The organism is Streptomyces sp. NPDC029296 (assembly GCF_055569255.1).
This window is the reverse complement of record NZ_JBVHXT010000003.1, coordinates 131,189-150,619: the sequence shown is the minus strand read 5'-3', so window position 1 is coordinate 150,619 and position 19,431 is coordinate 131,189. Positions and strand designations below refer to the sequence as shown.

Sequence of the window (19,431 nt, the reverse complement as noted above, 5' to 3'; positions counted from 1 at the left end):
GAGGGGGGGGGGGTGGGTGGGGGCGGGTGTGCCTTCCTTCGGGTTTGTTTCCCCCCCCCCCCGGCCCGGGTGGCCCCGCCGTCCTGTGGCGGGGCCGGGTACGCGGAGCGCCGGCGGGGACTATTCGAGCAGCTCCGCGTACGAGCCCATGGCCAGGGCGATGTCCGCCTGGGCCCAGAACCGGTGGTACGTGAACACGGGCGCCGCGCCGCCCTTGAGGTAGGCCTCGATCTTCGACCAGTTCGGGTCGCTCTTGTAGAAGGACCGGAGCGAGGAGAACGTGGACGAGGAGTTGATCGCGTCGCCGTTGGGCATCGTGCCGGTCCAGCCGCTCGGCACGTACACGCTGTCGTTGAACCGGCTGTAGTCGGTCCGGGTCTCCGGCACGGCGATGCCGAGGCTGTCCTGGTAGTTGCTCCACATGCCGTCCAGCAGCGCCTTCGCCGTGGACTTGGCCGTCGCGTCACCGGACTTGGCGGCGTAGTACGTCAGCGTCTTGGCGTAGGCGGCGGCCACCCCGACGTCGTCGGTGTAGTCGGCGACCGTGACGTGCAGCCCGTTGTTGGAGCCGGGGCTGGAGGCGTTCCAGGTGTCGGGCTGGCCCGACCACTGGAGGGTGGAGGGGATGCGGTAGGTGCCGTCCGGGTTGATCGTGGTCTTGGACAGCGCCCACTTCACCCACTTGTCGAGGACCGCCTTGGCCTGGGCGTTCCCGGTCTGCTGGTAGTACTCGGCGACCCGCTCCATCGACCACGCCTGGAAGCCGAACCACTGGTTGGACGGCGGGTCGTGGTAGACGGGCGCCGGGTCGTAGTACATGCCGTAGAAGCTGGAGGTGCCGGCGGGCGGGCTGCTGTAGCGGCCGGCCCAGCTGTTGGTGGCACCGCCCGCGATGCCGCCCTCGGACGACTGGAGCCACTGGTAGAACTCCAGCTGCCGCTGGAGCGACTTGCTCCAGTCGGTGACGCCGGTGGCCGACTTGGGCTTCAGGTCGGCGACGGAGCTGAGCGCGTAGGCGGCCAGGGGGTTCTGGTAGCCGCCGTGCACATGGCTGGAGCCGATCCGCCAGGCCCAGCCGGCGGAGGTGTCCGTGGCGCCGCCCCAGGCGTAGTACCAGGACAGCAGGTAGTGCGAGGCGTCCTTGCCGGTGCCGGCCGGGCAGGACGGGCTCGTGCAGTTGCCGATCTTCTTGAAGTACTTGTCGTACATCGCGTACCGCAGGTAGTCGCCCATCTTGGCGGCCTTGGCGACCGTCGCGGACACGTCACCGCTCTTGCCCTGCTGCTTGGCCCACAGGTCCGCCCAGTAGGCGGCCTGCACCGCGCGGGAGTCCGCGTCCGGGGCGTTGGTGTACTTCCACTGCTTGGCGTAGGAGCTGTCGCCGGTGAACAGGTCCAGGTAGCCGTTCTTGCCGCCGTACTTGAAGGCGTCGCAGGTCGGCTGCGGGACCGTCTCCCAGACGGACTCCTGCGAGCCGCGCTGGAAGGTGTTGATGTAGGACGGTCCGGTGGCGGTCGGGCCGGCCTCGCACTTGCCGGGCTCGTTGCCGTAGCCGTAGACGTTGTCCACGTCCTGGATCCAGTGCATGCCGTAGACGTCGTCCGTGCCGTACGCGCTCTTCAGCTCACCGGCGATCGGGTCCGGGCCCACCGACACCGAGGTGTCCAGCTTGGCCGGGTACTCGTTCGGGGTGTCCAGCTCGGGCGCGTAGGTGGCCGGCTTGGAGGCGTTGTAGAACGAGTTCGTCGGCTGGTCGGCGTGCGTGGGGATCATGTACTTCTCCATGATCTCCCAGGCGCCGTTGAACTTCGACCAGTCGCCGGTGACCTTGCCGTACATCGCCTGGAGCCACAGCAGGTAGCTGTACGCCTCGGAGGTGGTCTCGTGACCGTGGTCCGGGGCCTCGACGATCAGCGTCTCCACCGAGTGGTACGGGATGCCCTCGGGGGAGAAGTAGCCGTTCGCCGGGTTGGTGATCTTCCCGTACAGGTCCAGGAAGCGGGCGTCGTACGCCTTCGCCGCGGGCAGCTCGGTGACCGTGACCGTCGCCTTGGCGTGGCCGGTGGCCGACGCGGTGAAGGTCGCGCTGCCGGTGCCGGAGGAGTCGGCCGTGATGGTCACGGTCTGCGCGGTGTTCCAGTTCGCCGGGGTGAAGGTCAGCGAGGAACCGCCGGTCACGGACAGACCGGTGTTGCCGTCCGTGCGGGCCGTGCTCACCGTCACGTTCGCGCTCGGCTGCGTGGACAGCTTCACCGAAAACGTGCCCGACTTGCCCTGCTGCACGCCCAGTTGGGTCGGCGAGGCGACCACGGCGGGACCGGAGGCCACCGTGATGCCCACCGGGGTGGAGGTGCCGGACGCGCCTAGGCTGTCGTACGCCTTCGCCACCAGGGAATGACTGCCCACGGTCAAACTTGAGGCCGAGAGCGAGTAGGGCGCGCTGGTGTCCGTGCCCAGCAGCGTGGTGTCGTCGTAGAACTCCACCTTGCTGATGGTCGCGTTGTCGGCCGCCGCCGCGGTCGCCGCGAGGGGCACGGCGTCCCCCTGGCTGTAGACCGCGCCCGGCTTCGGGCTGGTCAGCACGGTCACCGGCGGCTGGTGGGCGCCGGCGCAGGTGGTGCCGTTGACGGCGAAGGACGTGGGAGCGGTGTTGGCGCCGCTGTAGGTGAACTGCGCGCCGGTGGAGACGGCGGCGCCCGCGGCGATGGCACCGTTGTACGAGGCGTTCTTCACGGTGACCGACTGGCCGGACTGGGACCAGGTCCCGTTCCAGCCGCTGGTCAGCTTCTGGTTGCCCGCGTAGGCGTACGTCAGCGTCCATCCGTTGATGGCGTCCGTACCGCGGTTGGTGATCGTGAGGTCGGCGGTGAAACCCGAGCCCCAGTCGTTGGTCTTGTAGTCGACGCTGCACTGGACGGAGGCCGCGTGGGCGGTCTCCGTTCCCGTGGCGAGCATCGACAGCGGCAGGGCCGACGCGGCGACCACCGCCGTCCACAACCGACGCACGGTTCTGCGTCTGCGTCCAGGATCCATGTGCTGGTTCCTCCTTGCGGCTGCGGCTCGGGGAGAAGTCAAGGCTTGAACCAGTGGGAGCGCTCCCATAGTGAAGACGAGGTAACGGACGGTCAAGACCTAGACGATGCGAAAAGATTCGACCGGCCCGATCGCGAAAAAGTAAAGCGACCCCCCTGGGCTTTCCGGCCAGTTGGCGCTACCTTCCTTCGCAACCAGTGGGAGCGCTTCCATTCAGTCGACGCGTCCGTCAGGGCGCGCCACACTGCGAGGACTCGCTCATGCGTCACCCCCCGCGTTCAGTACTTTTAGCCGTCGCCGGCCAGTGGGCGAAGGACTTCCAGGGTCCGTCGAGGACCCGGTCCGACCGCGCCCCGGGCCGGCCGGGCCCCGGCCCGTCGGCGCCGGCCGCCCGCCCGGCACGAACCGCTCCGACGGGGCGGCGTACCGCGACGACCTCCGCCAGTGGAACACCCGCGAACTCACCGACCCGGCGGGCGGACTTTCCGCCGCCTGTCCCACCCCCGCCTGTGACGGCACACCCGCCGCGCATGGCGCCGGGCCGCGCGACCACCTCCGCGCCGTCCCACCGCAGTTCCCGACACGGCACCACACACCCACAGCACACCGAAGGACACCCGCACTCATGAGTCGTACCAGGACATCACTGCTCGCAGCCCTGGCGCTGGTCGCCGGGGCCTCGGGGACGGCGATCGGCATGCAATCGGCCTCCGCCGCTGCCTCCGCCGTCCCCTGCACCGTGGACTACAAGGTGCAGAACCAGTGGAGCACCGGCTTCACCGCCGCGGTGACCATCACCAACAACGCGGCCGCGAAGTCGAGTTGGTCGCTGAAGTGGTCGTACGCCGGCGACCAGAAGGTCACCAGCGGCTGGAACGCCAAGCTCAGCCAGAGCGGTACCGCGGTCACCGCCGCCAACGAGGGCTACAACGGCGCGCTGGCCACCGGCGGCACGGTCAGCTTCGGCTTCCAGGGCAGCTACAGCGGCACCAACGCCGTGCCCGCCACGTTCACCCTCGACGGCGTCACCTGCAACGTCGACAACGGCGGCGGGGGCGACAACGGCGGGGGCGGGGACAACGGCGGCGGGGGCGACAACGGCGGCGGAGGCACCTCCGGCCGCGTCGACAACCCGTACACCGGCGCCAAGGTGTACGTGGACCCGGAGTGGTCCAAGCTGGCCGCCGCCGAGCCGGGCGGCAGCCGCGTCTCCAGTCAGCCGACCTTCGTCTGGCTGGACCGCATCGCGGCGATCAACGGCGTCAACGGCGGCATGGGCCTGCGCGCCCACCTGGACGAGGCCCTGAAGCAGAAGGGCTCCGGCGAACTGGTCGTCCAGCTGGTCATCTACGACCTCCCCGGCCGTGACTGCGCCGCCCTCGCCTCCAACGGCGAACTCGGCCCGACGGACATCGACAAGTACAAGAAGCAGTACATCGACGCCATCGCCTCGATCCTGGCCGACTCCAAGTACGCGGGCCTGCGCATCTCCGCGCTCATCGAGCCGGACTCGCTGCCCAACCTGGTCACCAACGCCGGCGGCACCAACACCACCACCGACGCCTGCGTGACCATGAAGTCCAACGGCAACTACGAGAAGGGCGTGAGCTACGCCCTGGACAAGCTGGGCAACCTCTCGAACGTCTACAACTACATCGACGCCGGCCACCACGGCTGGCTCGGCTGGGACACCAACCTCGGCCCGGTCGCCCAGGAGTTCTACAAGGTCGCCACGACCAACGGCGCCAGCCCGAGCGACGTGGCCGGCTTCATCGTCAACACGGCCAACTACAGCCCGACCAAGGAGCCTTACTTCAAGGTCTCCGACACGGTGAACGGCCAGACCGTCCGCCAGTCGAAGTGGGTCGACTGGAACCAGTACGTGGACGAGCAGTCGTACGCGCAGGGCCTGCGGGACAAGCTGATCTCGACCGGGTTCAACTCCGGTATCGGCATGCTGATCGACACCTCCCGCAACGGCTGGGGCGGGACCGCCCGGCCCACTGGCCCCGGCCCGCTGACCTCGGTCGACAACTACGTCAACGGCGGCCGCATCGACCGGCGTGTCCACGTCGGCAACTGGTGCAACCAGAGCGGTGCCGGACTCGGTGAACGGCCGACCGCCGCTCCCGCCGCCGGGATAGACGCCTACGTGTGGGCCAAGCCGCCGGGGCAGTCCGACGGTGCCAGCGCCCCCATCGACAACGACGAGGGCAAGGGCTTCGACCAGATGTGCGACCCCACCTACGGTGGCAACGCGCGCAACGGCAACAACCCCTCGGGCGCGCTGCCGAACTCGCCGCTGGCCGGGCACTGGTTCTCCGCCCAGTTCCAGCAGCTGATGCAGAACGCCTACCCGCCGCTGTCCTGACGCGGTGACTCCGCCGGGGCCCGCCCGACCCCCGGGCCCCGGCGGCCCGAACCGGCATGCGCGTTTGCCGGAGCGGCAACGGAAGTGGCCCCCGGCCGGTGCGCCGTCGCACGCTGACGGCAACCGGACGAGAGGCTGACCACCATGGCACACGCGCACCACGAGCAGCGCCACCAGCACCACACCGGGCACGGTCACGGACACGGGCACGGCACGGACATCGACTGGAACGAACTGGCCCTCCTGCTGGAAGCGCAGGCGGAACTGTTCGCCCCCGTCTACCGGCGGGCCCTGGCCTGGCTCGGGCAGGAGGTGGCCGAGCCGGGCCTCGTCGTGGACGCGGGCAGCGGCCCCGGCGTCGTCTCCTGCCTGTTCGCACAGGCGTTCCCTGGCGCCCGGGTCGTCGCCGTCGACGGCACCGCGCCGCTGCTGGAGCGTGCCCGCGACCGGGCCGCCCGGCACGGTGTGGCCGACCGCTTCGACACCGTCGCCGGCGAGCTGCCCGAGGTGCTCGGCCGGCTGGACCGCCCGGCCGACCTGCTGTGGGCCAGCCGCAGCCTGCACCACCTCGGCGACCAGCGGGCCGCGCTCGCCGCGTTCGCCGGGCACCTGGCCCCCGGCGGCACCCTGGCCCTGCTGGAGGGCGGACTGCCCTGGCGCTTCCTGCCCCGGGACTTCGGCATCGGCCGCCCCGGCCTCCAGGCCCGGCTCGACGCCCTGGAGGAGGAGTGGTTCGCCCGGATGCGGGCCGGGCTGCCGGGCTCCGTCGCCGAGACCGAGGACTGGCCCGCCCTGCTCGCCGCGGCCGGCCTGGAGCACACCGGCACCCGCACCTTCCTGCTCGACCTGCCCGCCCCGGCCGACGACCGGGCCCGCGCCTATGTCGCCGCACACCTGTCCCGGGTGCGCGAGGGCGTCGGCGAGGCGCTGGACGCCGACGACCGCGCCACCCTCGACCGGCTCCTGGACCCGTCCGACCCGGCGAGCGTGCACGTGCGGCCGGACGTGTTCGTGCTCGGCGCGCACACCGTGCACACCGCCGTCCGCCAGGGCTGATGCCGCGCTTGACCTGAAGTGCTCTCCAAGTGATGGACTCCGGGCGTTCATCCGGCGCACAGGGGCCACACATGACAAGGAGACCCGGGGCCAGGTCACGGAGTTCGGCGTCGGGGTCACGCTGGTGGCCCTCGGCCGGGTGGAGACGCCCTTCTGGGACGGCTACGGCAGCCTGCCCCCGGGCCCCGCTGACCGCCGGCCAGGTCGCCGACTCGGTTGTCCGGGCGATCCGGCAGCCGGCCGGGGTCGATCTCCACACGGTGATCGTCCGTCAGGTGGGCCGGCCCACCTGACGGCGGCGGGCCTCAGTTGGCGGCCAGGAACTGCTTGGCCAGCTGGTCTCCGAGCGAGACGGCGGCGCTGTGGCTCTCTATGGGGGAGACCTTGGAGTTCTTGAACAGGATGTAGGTCACCCCCGAGTCCGCGCCGCCGGTCTCCGGGTCCGGGTCGATACCGAGCGCCTTGGCGGTGGCGTACGACGCCTCGCCGATGATCTTCGAGGGACCGGTGTCGCCGACGACGGCGTACTCGACCTTGTTGTTGTAGACGACGGCGACCACACCGCCGCCCTTGATGCCGGCGCCCGCGTAGTCCCAGAGGGAGCTGGTGCTGGGCACCACGACGTACGGCAGGGTCTCCGCCTTCAGCGGCTTGCCGTCGGACTGGTGGAAGGCGGTGTCGGCCTGGAACCACGGATCGCGGTCCTCGTTGCAGTTGGTGGTGCGCTGGCCGTCGCAGTCGATGTCCATGTCGGCCTTCCAGAACACCGCGCCGTTCTTGCCGCACACCGGGACCGTGGCCGAGGTCTCCTCGTCGGTCCGGTACTTGCCGGAGGAGATCTGCGAACAGGAGGTCACCTTGGCGAGCAGGTCGGCGGCGGTGACCGTGCCCTCCTGGGCGGACTTCGGGGAGGCGGCGGCGGAGGCGTGGGCGGGCAGCAGACCGGCGGCGAGCAGGGCGGTGCCGGAGGCGGCGGCGAGGGTGAGGGTTCGGAGGCGCACGGTGGGACCCTTCTGTTAGGAAAGTTTCCTTACCAGATGCGTCCACCGTGCCCCGACGGCATGCCCTCGTCAACCCCCGTGTCGCGAACGGCTGAAACGCCCGCGCATTGCGGTGCTCCGGGGAGCTGGAGAGACTGGTGGGGACCGATACGTCTCAGATGTTCGACTCGATCCGCGGTCGCCGTTTCCGGAGGCGAGTCCCATGTTCGTACGCGCGGTGTACGCGACCGGTGATCCGGCACTGCTGGACGCGGCCGTCCGGTCGCTCAACAGCGAGGGGCGGGACCTGCTGGAGGAACGCCCGGGGTACCGGGGCGCGGGCGTCTTCGTGGACCGTGACGCCGGCAAACTCCTCACGGTGAGCTGGTGGGAGAGCGAGGGGGCGCGGCACCACAGCGACGAGGTGATGCGCGAGCGGCGCGAGGCGCTGCTGGAGCCCTTCGCCGGCACGGTGTCGGTCGCCAACTACGAGGCCGCGGTGTCCCATCAGGTCGAACACCCCCGGCAGGGCGGCCGGCTGCGCGCCGTCCGGCTGGAGTTCGACCCGCGCGACGCGGACCTGGTCGTCGACACCTTCCGGGCCGCGGTGGTGCCGCGGGCCGAAGCGCTGCCGGGGCTGTGCCGGACCTCCCTGCTGCTCGACCGCGAACGCGGCCGGGCCGTGGCCGGCACCCTGTTCCGCGACCGCGCCGCGCTCGCCGCCTCCCGCGCGGCCATGGCGGGCGTGCGCCACGAGGCGGTGGCCAAGGCGCACGTCGACGTGGTCGGCCTGGAGGAGTTCGAGGTCGTGTACGCCGACGTGCGCCCCGACTGAGCCGCGCGGTCGCGCCGGGCCGGTGATCAGGCCATGTCGAAGGTGGCGGGGTCGGGGCCGATGCGCCGGTCCTCGTTGAGCGCGCTGATCGCCGCGAGGTCCTCGTCGTCCAGGCTGAAGTCGAACACCGCGATGTTCTCCTTGATCCGGGACGGCGTCACGGACTTCGGGATCACGATGTTGCCGAGCTGGAGGTGCCAGCGCAGCACGACCTGGGCCGGGGTGCGGTCGTGCTTGCGCGCGATGGCCACGATCGCGGGCACCTCCAGCAGGCCCTTGCCCTGGCCGAGCGGCGACCAGGCCTCGGTGGCGATGCCCAGCTCCGTGTGGACGGCGCGCGACTCGCGCTGCTGGAGGTGCGGGTGCAGCTCGATCTGGTTGACCGCCGGGACGACCGAGGTCTCCTCGGTCAGCCGCCGCAGGTGTTCGGGCAGGAAGTTGGAGACGCCGATGGCGCGCACCCGGCCGTCGGAGTGCAGCTTCTCGAACGCCTTGTAGGTGTCGACGTAGGCGTCCCGGGACGGCAGCGGCCAGTGGATCAGGTACAGGTCGACGTAGTCGAGCCCCAGCTTCGCCAGCGAGGTGTCGAAGGCGCGCAGCGTGGCGTCGTAGCCCTGGTCGCTGTTCCAGAGCTTGGTGGTGACGAAGATCTCGTCGCGCGGCAGGCCGGAGGCGGTGATGGCCTTGCCGGTGCCCTCTTCGTTGCCGTAGATCGCGGCGGTGTCGATGCTGCGGTAACCGGCCTCCAGCGCCGTGGCGACGGCTCGCTCGGCCTCGTCGTCCGGCACCTGCCAGACGCCGTATCCCAGCTGGGGCATCTCGACGCCGTTGTTGAGGATGATCGGGGGGACGTTGCTGCTCACGAGCCTCGTGGTCCTTCGCTTGTCGGCATGTGTTACTCCCATGGTCAACGATCACGGGCCGTTCCGCATTCCTGACCGCGCGACGCACCCCCCGCCGAGGGCCCGCCGAGGTGCCCGAGGCGGGGCCTCAGGCGCGGTAGAGAGCCTCCACCTCGTTCTCGTACGCCTTCTCGATCGCCTTGCGCTTCAGCTTCAACGACGGGGTCAGCAGCCCGTGTTCCTCGGTGAACGGCTGGGCCAGGATGCGGAAGGTGCGGATCGACTCCGCCTGCGAGACGAGCGTGTTGGCGGCCACCACCGCGCGCCGCACCTCGGCCTCCAGATCCGGGTCGCGCACCAGCTCGGCCGAGGTCATCCCCGGCTTGCAGCGCATCTGGAGCCAGTGCTCGACCGCCTCCCGGTCCAGGGTGACCAGGGCGGCGACGTAGGGGCGGTCGTTGCCGACCACGACGCACTGGTGGACCAGCGGATGCTCGCGGACCCGCTCCTCCAGCACGGCCGGGGAGACGCTCTTGCCGCCGGAGGTCACCAGGATCTCCTTCTTGCGGCCGGTGATCGTCAGATAGCCGTCCCCGTCCAGCGCGCCCAGGTCGCCGGTGGCCAGCCAGCCGTCGTGCAGCGTCTCGTCGGTGGCCTTCCGGTTGTTGAGATAGCCCTGGAAGACGGTGCCGCCGCGCAGCCAGACCTCCCCGTCGTCGGCGATGTGCACGGTCACGCCCGGGATCGGCGGGCCCACGGTGCCGTAGCGGGTGCGCCCGGGCGGGTTGGCGGTCGCGGCGGCCGTGGACTCGGTCAGGCCGTAGCCCTCGTAGATCTGCACGCCCGCACCCGCGAAGAACAGGCCCAGCCGGCGGTCCATCGCCGAGCCGCCGGACATCGCGTTGCGGATCCGGCCGCCCATCGCGGCGCGGACCTTGGCGTACACCAGCTTGTCGAACAACTGGTGCCGCATCCGCAGCGCCGCCGACGGGCCCGGCCCGGTGCCCCACGCCTTGGCCTCCACCGCCTCGGCGTACCTCACGGCGATGTCGACGGCCTTCTCGAACGGCCCCGACCTGTCCTCGCGCTCGGCCTTGCGGCGGGCCGCGTCGAACACCTTCTCGAAGATGTACGGCACCGCGAGGACGAACGTCGGCCTGAACGCGGCCAGGTCGGGCAGCAGGGCCGCGGCGTGCAGGTGCGGCTGGTGCCCGAAGCGGACCCGGCCGCGGATCGCGGCGACCTGGACCATCCGCCCGAAGACGTGCGCCAGCGGCAGGAACAGCAGCGTGGACGCCTCGTCGCCCTTCCTGGAGTGGAACACCGGCTCCCACCGCCGCAGCACGGTGTCCGCCTCGCACATGAAGTTGCCGTGGGACAGCAGGCAGCCCTTGGGCCGGCCGGTGGTGCCGGAGGTGTAGACGACGGTGGCGACCGAGTCCGGGGTGACCGCCTGCCGGTGCCGGTGCACCACCTCGTCGTCCAGGTGCGCCCCGGCGTCGTACAGCTCCTGCACACAGCCGGCGTCCAGCTGCCACAGCCGGCGCAGCCGCGGCAGCCGGTCGATGACGGTGGCGACGGTCATCGCGTGGTCCTCGTGCTCCACGACCGCCGCGGACACCTCGGCGTCGTGCAGCATCCAGAGGCACTGCTCGGCCGAGGAGGTGGGGTAGACGGGCACCACCTGGGCGCCGATGGCCCACAGGGCGAAGTCGAAGAGGGTCCACTCGTAGCGGGTGCGGCACATGATCGCGACGCGGTCGCCGAAGTGGACGCCGTCGGCCAGCAGGCCCTTGGCGAGGGCCATGACCTCGTCGCGGAACTCGGCGGCCGTCACGTCCCGCCAGTGCCCGGCGGCGTCCTTGCGGCCGAGCGCCGTGCGCAGCGGATCGGTCACGGCGTGCTCGAAGACGATGTCGGCCAGGCCGCCCGCGGGCGGCGGCGACACCAGCGCAGGGTTGGTGAACTCGCGCAACCTCGCTCCCCGTCTCTCGCGCCCCGGTGTCTACGGTCCCCGCACCGCGGCAGCGCGGTGAAAGCTACCTCACACGCTCGGTGCGCGGGAGGGATACGGAAGCCGGGCAAACCGCGCGTTCCACCCGGACGACCACGGGGAAATGCCCGCACAAGGGGAAGGGCCGGACACCTTACCGACGGGCCCGTAGGTTTCGGTACCGTAATCTCCACCGAATCTGTACGCCCCGATTACGGGGACCCGCCCGCACCGGGCGGTCCCGGAGCCCCGTCCCCGCCCGCGCGGGCGCCCGCCGCCCCGCCGCACCGGCACCTGGGCGCCCGTCGGCAGCCCCGACCGGCTCGTACCCCGGGACGAGCGCCGTCCGGTCCGGGAGCGAGCCCGGCACCGCCCGGCCCGGCGGGCCCGCGCCGGTCGGCAGCGGCCCGCCGCCGACCGCTACCCCGAGGCGGCCGTCCTGTGGCTCACCACCGCCCCGGGCGCCCCGGACTTTGTCGGCCGGACCCTGGTCACCGTCGCCGTCCGCGACACCGCCGCCCGGTTCACCCGTCTCAGCGGACTCCCGGGCCGCCTGGGGTGCGGCACGGGGAGGCGACGCCCGTCCCGGGCCGGGTCGAGAAGCCGGCCTACCACCCGGCACGGTGACGTCCCGCCGCCCGGCCGCGCCGGTCAGCCGGTGCTGCGGCGCAGGTGTTCGCCGCCCGCCAGCACCGCCGCCGCCAGCGCGTTCGCGGCGTCCTCGGCCGGGCCCCGGCGGCGGCCGTGCACCAGGACGAAGTCGACCTTGACCAGCTCGGGCAGGCCCGCCCGGTCCGGCAGCCGGAACAGGCCCGGCGGAATCAGCCGCCGGGAGTGCGCCATCACCCCGAGTCCGGCCCGGGCCGCCGCGATCAGCCCGTTGAGGCTGCCGCTCGTGCACACGATCCGCCAGGGACGGCCCTGCCGCTCCAGCACCTGAAGGGCCCGGGCCCGGGTGATGCCCGGCGGCGGGTAGACGATCAGCGGGACGGGCCGGTCCGCCTCCAGCCGCAGCCGCTCGGCGCCGATCCACACCAGGTCGTCGCGCCACACCAGCTCACCGCGCGGGTCCTCCGGGCGCCGCTTGGCCAGCACCAGGTCGAGCTTCCCGGCCGCCAGCCGTTCGTACAGGGTGCCGGACAGCTCCACGGTCAGCTCCAGGTCGACCTCCGGGTGGTCGTAGCGGAAGCCCTCCAGGATCTCCGGCAGCCGGGTCAGCACGAAGTCCTCCGAGGCGCCGAAGCGCAGCCGGCCCCGCACCCGCGTGCCGGAGAAGAACGCCGTCGCCTGCTCGTGCACCTCCAGGATCCGGCGGGCGAAGCCGAGCATCGCCTCGCCGTCCTCGGTCAGCTCCACCGAGTGGGTGTCCCGGGAGAACAGCTGCCGCCCGGCCGCCTCCTCCAGCCGCCGCACATGCTGGCTGACCGTGGACTGGCGCAGCCCCAGCCGCCGGGCGGCCTGGGTGAAGCTCAGCGTCTGGGCGACCGCCAGGAAGGTGCGCAGGTGCGTCGGCTCGTACACCCCCCGAGCCTAGCGCGGCCATCACGGAACGCGATGACAGTCAGAGCGGTATACCGGATTCCCGATCGGCGGCGGCAGGAGGACGATGGAGAGGGGCCCTGCGGGCCCGGGACCGTGCGACACAGAGCGACCGGGCCCAGAACAGCGACCGGACACAGAACAGCAACCGGACACAGAACAGACGGAGCGCCGTGACACGCCTGCGCCGGCCCAGTTGGCTGCCGATCGACCCGTACATCGTGCTGTTGCTCGGGACGGTGGGGCTCGCCGCCCTCCTCCCGGCCCGGGGCACCGCCGCCGACGTCACCTCGGGTGCCTCCACGGCCGCCATCGCCTTCCTCTTCCTCCTCTACGGCGCGCGGCTTTCCACCCGCGAGGCGCTGGACGGGCTGCGCCACTGGCGGCTGCACCTGACCGTGCTGATCTGCACCTTCGTCGTCTTCCCGGTGTTCGGGCTGGCCGCCCGGGGCCTGGTGCCGGTCCTGCTGACCCAGCCGCTGTACCAGGGCCTGCTGTTCCTGACGCTGGTGCCGTCCACCATCCAGTCGTCCATCGCGTTCACCTCCATCGCCCGCGGCAACGTGCCCGCGGCGATCTGCGCCGGGTCCTTCTCCTCCCTCGCCGGCATCGTCCTGACCCCGCTGCTCGCGGCGGGGCTGCTCGGCGGTGACGCGGTCGGGTTCTCCACGGACTCGCTGCTGCGGATCGTGCTCCAGCTGCTGGTGCCGTTCGTCGCCGGGCAACTGCTGCGGCGCTGGATCGGTGAGTTCGTCACCCGGCACAAGAAGGTCCTCGGCCTGGTCGACCGCGGCTCCATCCTGCTGGTCGTCTACACCGCGTTCAGCGAGGGCATGAACCAGGGCATCTGGCACCAGGTCAGCCCGCTGCGGCTGGCCGGGCTGCTCGGCGTCGAAGCCGTCCTGCTGGCGGTGATGCTGGCCCTGACCTGGTACGGCGCCAAGGCGCTCGGCTTCGGCCGGGCGGACCGGATCGCCGTGCAGTTCGCCGGGTCGAAGAAGTCCCTCGCCTCCGGGCTGCCCATGGCGAGCGTCCTGTTCGGCAGCCACGCCTCCCTGGCCGTGCTGCCGCTGATGCTCTTCCACCAGATGCAGCTGATGGTGTGCGCCGTCATCGCCAAGCGCCGGTCCCACGACCCGGAGGCGGCCGAGGACGCGTCCCCCGGGCCGGGGGACGCGCCCGAGGGGTCAGCCGCGGACCCGGTCCAGGGGCAGCCAGAGAACCGTGTCCTGCGCTGACCGCAGCACGTCCGGGTCCGTCAGCTCCCCGTCGGTCAGCGCCCGGTCCCAGACCCGCACCTCGTCCAGCGCGCCGGTGAGGAAGGCGCGGCCGTCCACGCGCTGGCCGAGGTGCACGCCGAAGGGCGAGTTACGGCTGACCGAGCCCGGCCTGTCCGCCGTGGTGACGGCCGTGCCGTCGACCGACAGCGACAGCAGCCCGCCGCCCCGGCGGAGCACGGCGTGGTGCCACCGGCCGTCGTTGTAGGCGGCCGAGGTGCGCACGGACGCGGACTGCGGCGCGGCGGCCCCGTTCCGTACCGTGATCAGCGCCTGCACCCGGTCGCTCGCCGGTTCCCCGCGCAGCCACACCTGCGGCTGGCTCGTGCCGATCCCGCCCATCCACAGCAGCGGCTGCTCCCCGGCGGTCGCCATGTACCGGAACCACAGCGACACCGTGAAGTCCGACGCGCCGAGGGGGAGGGCGGCGCGGTACGACAGCCGGACCGCGTCGTCGGTCCCGTCGAACCGCAGCGCGTCCCCGGACACCCCGTCGGTGTCCTCCGGGTCGCCGAGCACCGCCGCCGGCCGGGCGTGCCGGGCGAGGTCGGGGGTGACCGGGTCGGGTCCGCGCCGCGGGCCGAGCCGGTCCTCGGTGAAGCGGGCGAAGCGGATCTCGTCGCGGGCGTCCACCGCCCCGCCCTCGTACAGCAGGCCGATCCCGGCGGAGCCGACGCGGACCAGGTCCGAGTAGCCGGACCAGTCCGTGGTGACGACCGTGCCCCGGTCCACGCCGTCCCAGGTCCGCCCGCCGTCCCAGGAGGAGCGGATCATCATGGTGCGGCGCCGGTCGGGGTCGCCGGGGCAGGCGAGCAGCAGCCGGTCGCCGACGCGCAGCAGCGAGCCCTGCACCTGCGGGGTGTACAGGTCCGGCAGGGCGCGGAAGGGCCCGGTGAAGGCGGTGCCGCCGTCGCGGCCGACCGCCTGGGTGCGGTGGCCGAGGTCGGTGCCGTCCTGCTCGCGCCCGCTGACCAGGACCGAGCCGTCGCCGCGCTCGGCGAGGGTCAGTTCGGAGGGCTTCTGCCGGAAGGTGCCGTCGGCGGCGACGGGCCAGGTGTCGGTGGCGCCGATCCGCCAGTGCCGGCCGTGGTCGTCGCTGACGATCAACGCCGCGTGGTTGGCGGTGACCCTGGTCCCGTCCCAGGTCTCGGTGTTGACGCCGAAGACCAGACGGCCCGCGTACCGGCCGCGGGTCAGCTGGATGCCGTGCACGGGCCCGGTGGCGTACCAGGAGTTCCAGTCGGCGGGCAGGATCTCGGGGCTCAGATCGCGCGGCGCGGACCAGGTCTCGCCGTCGTCGTCGCTGTACTGCAGGTGCGGGGAGCGGTCGCAGGGGACCGGGCAGTTGGCGCTGTCCGTACGGCCCGTGTTGTACGTCTCCGCGAGCCAGATCCGCCCGGTGTCGCGGTCCACGACCGGTGCCGGGTTGCCGTGGGTGTCGCCCGCCCCCTCGGTGACGACCCGCAGCGGGCCCCACGTGCGCCCGCCGTCGGTGGAGCGCTTGAGCACGATGTCGATGTCGGCGGCGTCCCCGCAGTTGAGGACGCGGCCCTCGGCGAAGGCCAGCAGCGTGCCGTCGGTCGTCCGGACGATCGCCGGGATGCGGAAGCAGGCGTAACCGGGGTCCTGCGCGGCCTTGAACAGCACCTGCTGCTCGAAGTCCGGTGCCGCGGCGGCCGGCTGGGCGCGGGCCTGGGGAGCGGGCAGGAACGGCAGGAGCAGCCCGGCGGCGGTGAGGGCGGCGGTGGCGAGTACGGATCCGAGACGGGCGCGGAGAGGTGACGGCACGGGTGCGACCTGCCCTTCGTCGGCCGGACGTGTGGACATCCGGACATCCCACGTCCAACGTGGGTCCCACCGAAGGTAGTTGGGGGGTGCTCGGCTCACAAGAAGCGTGCACTCACGGGCGCAGCACGACTTTGCCGAGGTTGGCCCGGGTGGTGATCGCCCGGTGCGCGGCCGCCGCCTCCTCCAGGGCGAACTCCCCGTGCACGGCGGGCTTGAGGGCGCCCTCGGCGTGCAGCCGCCACAGCTCCCGCCGCCACCGCTCGTACACCTCCGGCTGCTCGCGCGCGATCAGCGCCAGCTGGAAGCCGGTCACCGACTTCGCGCCCACCAGCAGGTCGTACGCCCGGATCGTGCCGCCGCCCGAGCTGTAGGCGACCAGGCGGCCGTGGGGGGCGAGCGCGGCCAGCGCCGGGGTGAGCAGCTCGCCGCCGACGGCGTCCAGGACGTGGTCGACGGGTTCGCCCCAGCCGTCGTCGTCGTACCGGACGCAGTCGTCCGCGCCGAGGGAGCGGACGAAGTCCGCCTTCGCGGCGCCGGAGACGGCCCCCACCACCCGGCCCGCGCCCCGCGCCCGGGCGAGCTGCACCGCGAGGTGCCCGACGCCGCTGGCCGCCGCGGTGACGAGGACCGACTCGCCCGGCGCGAACCGTGCCGCCTCCAGCGCGCCGTACGCCACCAGGCCGCTGCGCACCAGCGCGACCGCGGTGACGAAGCCGGCGTCGTCCGGCACCGGCGAGGCCATGGCCTCGTGGATCACGGCGAAGTCGGCGTACCCGTGACCGAAGCACAGCCCGGTCACCCGGTCGCCCGTGCGGAAGCGGGTCGTGCCGGGGCCGGCCGCCACCACCTCGCCCGCGACCTCCCCGCCCAGCGGCACCGGCTCGGCGGCCTCGGTCACCTTGCGGACCACCGGCAGGGTGACGCCGACGGCGGCGCAGCGCACCAGCAGCTCGCCGGGACCGGGTTCGGGGACGGGCGCCTCCTGGAGGACCAGGGGGCCGCCGGCGGACTCGTACCGGACGCGACGCATCGCGCACCTCCTCGGACCGGGCGCACCGGCCCACTCGGCCGTGGGGCCGTTCGCAGGGACCCATGAAATCGTTGGGGGTCCCCACGGTAGAGAAGGTTCGTTGGGAAGTCCAATGACTCTTCGGTTAGGCTGCGGTCATGGCCGAAGCACCCCTGCCCGCGATCCGATCGCTGCCGAGCTGGCTCCTGGGGCGGGCCGCCGCCCGGGGCCGCGCCCTGGTCGCCGACGCCCTGGCGGCCGAGGGACTGAAGATGTGGCACCACGTCGTGCTCTCCGCCGTCCGCGACCTCGCCCCGGTCGCCCAGGCCGACCTGGGCCGCAGCGTGCGCCTGGACCCCAAGGACGTGGTCGGCATCCTGAACGACCTCCAGTCCCGGGGCCTGGTCGAGCGCGCACCCGACCCCCGCGACCGGCGCAAGAACGCCGTCTCCCTCACCGGCGACGGCGCCCGGCTCCTCGTGCGCTGCGAGAAGGCCGCGCGCGAGGCCAACGACGAACTGCTCGCCCCCCTGTCGGCCGCCGAACGGGAGCGGTTCATGGGGCTGCTGGCCCGTATCTCCGGCACGGAGGGCTGACGCGCCGCCCCGGCGTCCCGGTCAGCTGCGGGCGGCCGGCTCCCGCAGGGCGATCCGGTGCTCGCCCGCGTACACGTTCATCGAGGTGCCGCGCAGGAAGCCCACCAGGGTCAGGCCGGTCTCCGCGGCCAGGTCCACCGCCAGCGAGGACGGCGCCGAGACGGCCGCGAGCACCGGGATGCCCGCCATGACCGCCTTCTGCGCCAGCTCGAAGGAGGCCCGGCCGGAGACCATGAGGAGCGTCCGGGACAACGGCAGCGCGTCGTTCCGCAGCGCCCGCCCCACGAGCTTGTCGACCGCGTTGTGCCGGCCCACGTCCTCGCGGGTGTCCAGCAGCTCCCCGTCCTCGTCGAACAGGGCCGCCGCGTGCAGGCCCCCGGTCCGGTCGAACACCCGCTGGGCCGCCCGCAGCCGGCCGGGCAGGTCCGCCAGCAGCTCGGGGGTGACCCGCAGCGGGGGAGTGTCGGCGATGGGCCAGCGCGCGGTCGTCCGCACGGCGTCCAGGCTGGCCTTGCCGCACAGGCCGCAGGAGGAGGTGGTGTAGACGTTCCGCTCCAGGGTGAAGTCCGGGAGGACGACACCGGGGGCGGTGCGCACGTCGACCACGTTGTAGGTGTTCGAGCCGTCCGCCGTGGCGCCCGCGCAGTAGACGATGTTCCGCAGGTCCGCCGCCGAGGCCAGGACGCCCTCGCTGACCAGGAAGCCGGCGGCCAGCGCGAAGTCGTCGCCCGGGGTCCGCATGGTGATCGCGAGCGGCTTGCCGTTCAGCCGGATCTCCAGGGGTTCCTCCGCGACGAGCGTGTCCGGCCGGGTGGAGACCGCCCCGTCCCGGATCCGCAGGACCTTGCGTCGTTCCGTGACTCGTCCCATGTGCCTCATTGTCCTGCACCCGGGGGGCGGGGGACCGGGCGGGGTGCGGGCCGTGTGGTGGGCCCGTTTCATAGGGACGTCCGACGTTCTGACCGGAGCCGACAATCCCGACGCCGGTTTCCTGTGGCCTCACCTGCCGTCGTACCCGCCGGTCACTGACCACACTGGTGGATCCCGCCACACGGCCACGAGGGGATTCCCGCCATGAACGGCTCGCGCATCGTCGCCATCGGCCACTACCAGCCCGCCCGGGTGCTCACCAACGACGACCTGGCGGCCATGGTCGACACCAGCGACGAGTGGATCCGCAGCCGGGTGGGCATCCGGACCCGGCGCATCGCCGGCCCCGACGAGCCGGTGGACGAGCTGGCCGCGTACGCCGCCGCCAAGGCCCTCGCCGCGGCCGGCCTGACCCCCGGCGACATCGACCTGGTCCTCGTCGCCACCTCCACCGCCGTGGACCGCTCCCCGAACACCGCCGCCCGGGTCGCCGCCCGGCTCGGCATCCCGGAGCCCGCCGCCCTGGACGTGAACGTGGTCTGTGCCGGCTTCACGCACGCGCTCGCCACCGCCGACCACGCCCTGCGGGCCGGCGCCGCCACCCGCGCCCTGGTCATCGGCGCCGACAAGATGTCGGACGTCACCGACTGGACCGACCGCAGCACCTGCGTCCTGGTCGGCGACGGGGCCGGGGCCGCCGTGCTGACCGCGTGCCCGCCGGGGACGGAACCCGGTATCGGGCCGGTGCTGTGGGGATCGGTGCCGGAGATGGGGAACGCCGTCCGCATCGAGGGCACCCCGCCCCGGTTCGCGCAGGAGGGGCAGAGCGTCTACCGCTGGGCCACCACCCGGCTGCCGGCCATCGCCCGCCAGGCCTGCGAGAAGGCCGGAACGGCCCCCGAGGACCTCGCCGGGGTCGTGCTGCACCAGGCCAATCTGCGGATCATCGAGCCGCTGGCCCACAAGCTCGGCGCCGTGAACGCGGTGATCGCCCGGGATGTCACCGAGTCCGGCAACACCTCGGCCGCCAGCATCCCGCTCGCCTTCTCCAAGCTGCTCGAACAGGGCGCCCTGCGGAGCGGCGACCCGGTGCTGCTGTTCGGATTCGGCGGGAACCTCTCGTACGCCGGGCAGGTCGTGCGCTGCCCCTGAGGTGCGTACGGGCTTCCGTGTGCCCCGTCCGGGACCTCGTACAGGATCCTGTGCACCGTAGACTGTAGACGAAAGACAATCGATACTGAG

The 19,431-nt window shown here is 72.4% G+C and carries 14 protein-coding genes and 1 pseudogene; 7 read left to right on the top strand and 8 right to left on the bottom strand.

Annotation, left to right across the window (positions count from 1 at the left end):
* Positions 1–120 precede the first annotated feature (120 nt).
* Positions 121–3,033, bottom strand: coding sequence for a glycoside hydrolase family 48 protein (locus ACZ4W9_RS03700; protein ID WP_467932919.1), 2,913 nt, complete (start codon positions 3,031–3,033; stop codon positions 121–123).
* 625 nt (positions 3,034–3,658) lie between these two features.
* On the opposite strand from ACZ4W9_RS03700, the gene ACZ4W9_RS03695 reads away from it, so the two are divergent.
* From ACZ4W9_RS03695 to ACZ4W9_RS03685, 3 genes and pseudogenes are all read left to right on the top strand, one after another.
* Complete coding sequence (locus tag ACZ4W9_RS03695; RefSeq protein ID WP_467932917.1) at positions 3,659–5,404, top strand: glycoside hydrolase family 6 protein; 1,746 nt, start codon at positions 3,659–3,661, stop codon at positions 5,402–5,404.
* A 144-nt stretch (positions 5,405–5,548) separates the two neighbouring features.
* Positions 5,549–6,460: a class I SAM-dependent methyltransferase gene (locus ACZ4W9_RS03690; protein ID WP_467932916.1), complete on the top strand. Its 912-nt coding sequence runs from the start codon at positions 5,549–5,551 to the stop codon at positions 6,458–6,460.
* Positions 6,461–6,536: 76 nt separating this feature from the next.
* Positions 6,537–6,753, top strand: a pseudogene (locus ACZ4W9_RS03685) (short-chain dehydrogenase); the annotation flags it as partial.
* 12 nt (positions 6,754–6,765) lie between these two features.
* On the opposite strand, the gene ACZ4W9_RS03680 reads toward ACZ4W9_RS03685, so the two are convergent.
* Complete coding sequence (locus ACZ4W9_RS03680) at positions 6,766–7,461, bottom strand: glycoside hydrolase family 75 protein (protein ID WP_467932915.1); 696 nt, start codon at positions 7,459–7,461, stop codon at positions 6,766–6,768.
* A gap of 202 nt (positions 7,462–7,663) precedes the next feature.
* Between ACZ4W9_RS03680 and ACZ4W9_RS03675 the strand changes: the two genes are divergently transcribed.
* Positions 7,664–8,275, top strand: coding sequence for a hypothetical protein (locus ACZ4W9_RS03675; RefSeq protein ID WP_467932913.1), 612 nt, complete (start codon positions 7,664–7,666; stop codon positions 8,273–8,275).
* Positions 8,276–8,301: 26 nt separating this feature from the next.
* On the opposite strand, the gene ACZ4W9_RS03670 is transcribed toward ACZ4W9_RS03675, so the two are convergent.
* The 3 genes from ACZ4W9_RS03670 to ACZ4W9_RS03660 form a co-directional block, all read right to left on the bottom strand.
* Positions 8,302–9,138, bottom strand: a complete 837-nt coding sequence (locus tag ACZ4W9_RS03670) for an aldo/keto reductase (protein WP_467932912.1) — start codon at positions 9,136–9,138, stop codon at positions 8,302–8,304.
* Positions 9,139–9,265: 127 nt separating this feature from the next.
* Complete coding sequence (locus tag ACZ4W9_RS03665; protein ID WP_467932911.1) at positions 9,266–11,092, bottom strand: AMP-dependent synthetase/ligase; 1,827 nt, start codon at positions 11,090–11,092, stop codon at positions 9,266–9,268.
* A gap of 669 nt (positions 11,093–11,761) precedes the next feature.
* Positions 11,762–12,631, bottom strand: coding sequence for a LysR substrate-binding domain-containing protein (locus ACZ4W9_RS03660; RefSeq protein WP_467932909.1), 870 nt, complete (start codon positions 12,629–12,631; stop codon positions 11,762–11,764).
* Positions 12,632–12,822: 191 nt separating this feature from the next.
* Here ACZ4W9_RS03660 and ACZ4W9_RS03655 point away from each other — a divergent pair, with 191 nt between their 5' ends.
* Entirely contained in the window at positions 12,823–13,887 is a 1,065-nt protein-coding gene (locus ACZ4W9_RS03655) for a bile acid:sodium symporter family protein (protein WP_467932908.1), read from the top strand.
* On the opposite strand, the gene ACZ4W9_RS03650 is transcribed toward ACZ4W9_RS03655, so the two are convergent.
* Together ACZ4W9_RS03650 and ACZ4W9_RS03645 are read right to left on the bottom strand one after the other, a co-directional pair.
* Positions 13,837–15,714, bottom strand: a complete 1,878-nt coding sequence (locus ACZ4W9_RS03650; protein WP_467933118.1) for an exo-alpha-sialidase — start codon at positions 15,712–15,714, stop codon at positions 13,837–13,839. The genes ACZ4W9_RS03655 and ACZ4W9_RS03650 overlap by 51 nt on opposite strands.
* A 112-nt stretch (positions 15,715–15,826) precedes the next feature.
* Positions 15,827–16,744 (bottom strand): quinone oxidoreductase family protein, encoded by a 918-nt coding sequence (locus ACZ4W9_RS03645; RefSeq protein WP_467932907.1) that lies wholly within the window; start codon positions 16,742–16,744, stop codon positions 15,827–15,829.
* Between the two features lie 137 nt (positions 16,745–16,881).
* Between ACZ4W9_RS03645 and ACZ4W9_RS03640 the strand changes: the two genes are divergently transcribed.
* Entirely contained in the window at positions 16,882–17,319 is a 438-nt protein-coding gene (locus ACZ4W9_RS03640; protein ID WP_467932905.1) for a MarR family winged helix-turn-helix transcriptional regulator, read from the top strand.
* 21 nt (positions 17,320–17,340) lie between these two features.
* On the opposite strand, the gene fdhD is transcribed toward ACZ4W9_RS03640, so the two are convergent.
* Positions 17,341–18,189 carry a formate dehydrogenase accessory sulfurtransferase FdhD gene (fdhD, locus tag ACZ4W9_RS03635; RefSeq protein ID WP_467932904.1) on the bottom strand — a complete coding sequence of 283 codons (849 nt, stop codon included), beginning with the start codon at positions 18,187–18,189 and terminating at the stop codon, positions 17,341–17,343.
* A 204-nt stretch (positions 18,190–18,393) separates the two neighbouring features.
* Between fdhD and ACZ4W9_RS03630 the strand changes: the two genes are divergently transcribed.
* On the top strand, positions 18,394–19,341 hold the full coding sequence (locus ACZ4W9_RS03630) for a beta-ketoacyl-ACP synthase III (RefSeq protein ID WP_467932903.1): 948 nt from the start codon (positions 18,394–18,396) through the stop codon (positions 19,339–19,341).
* The last annotated feature ends 90 nt before the right edge of the window (positions 19,342–19,431 follow it).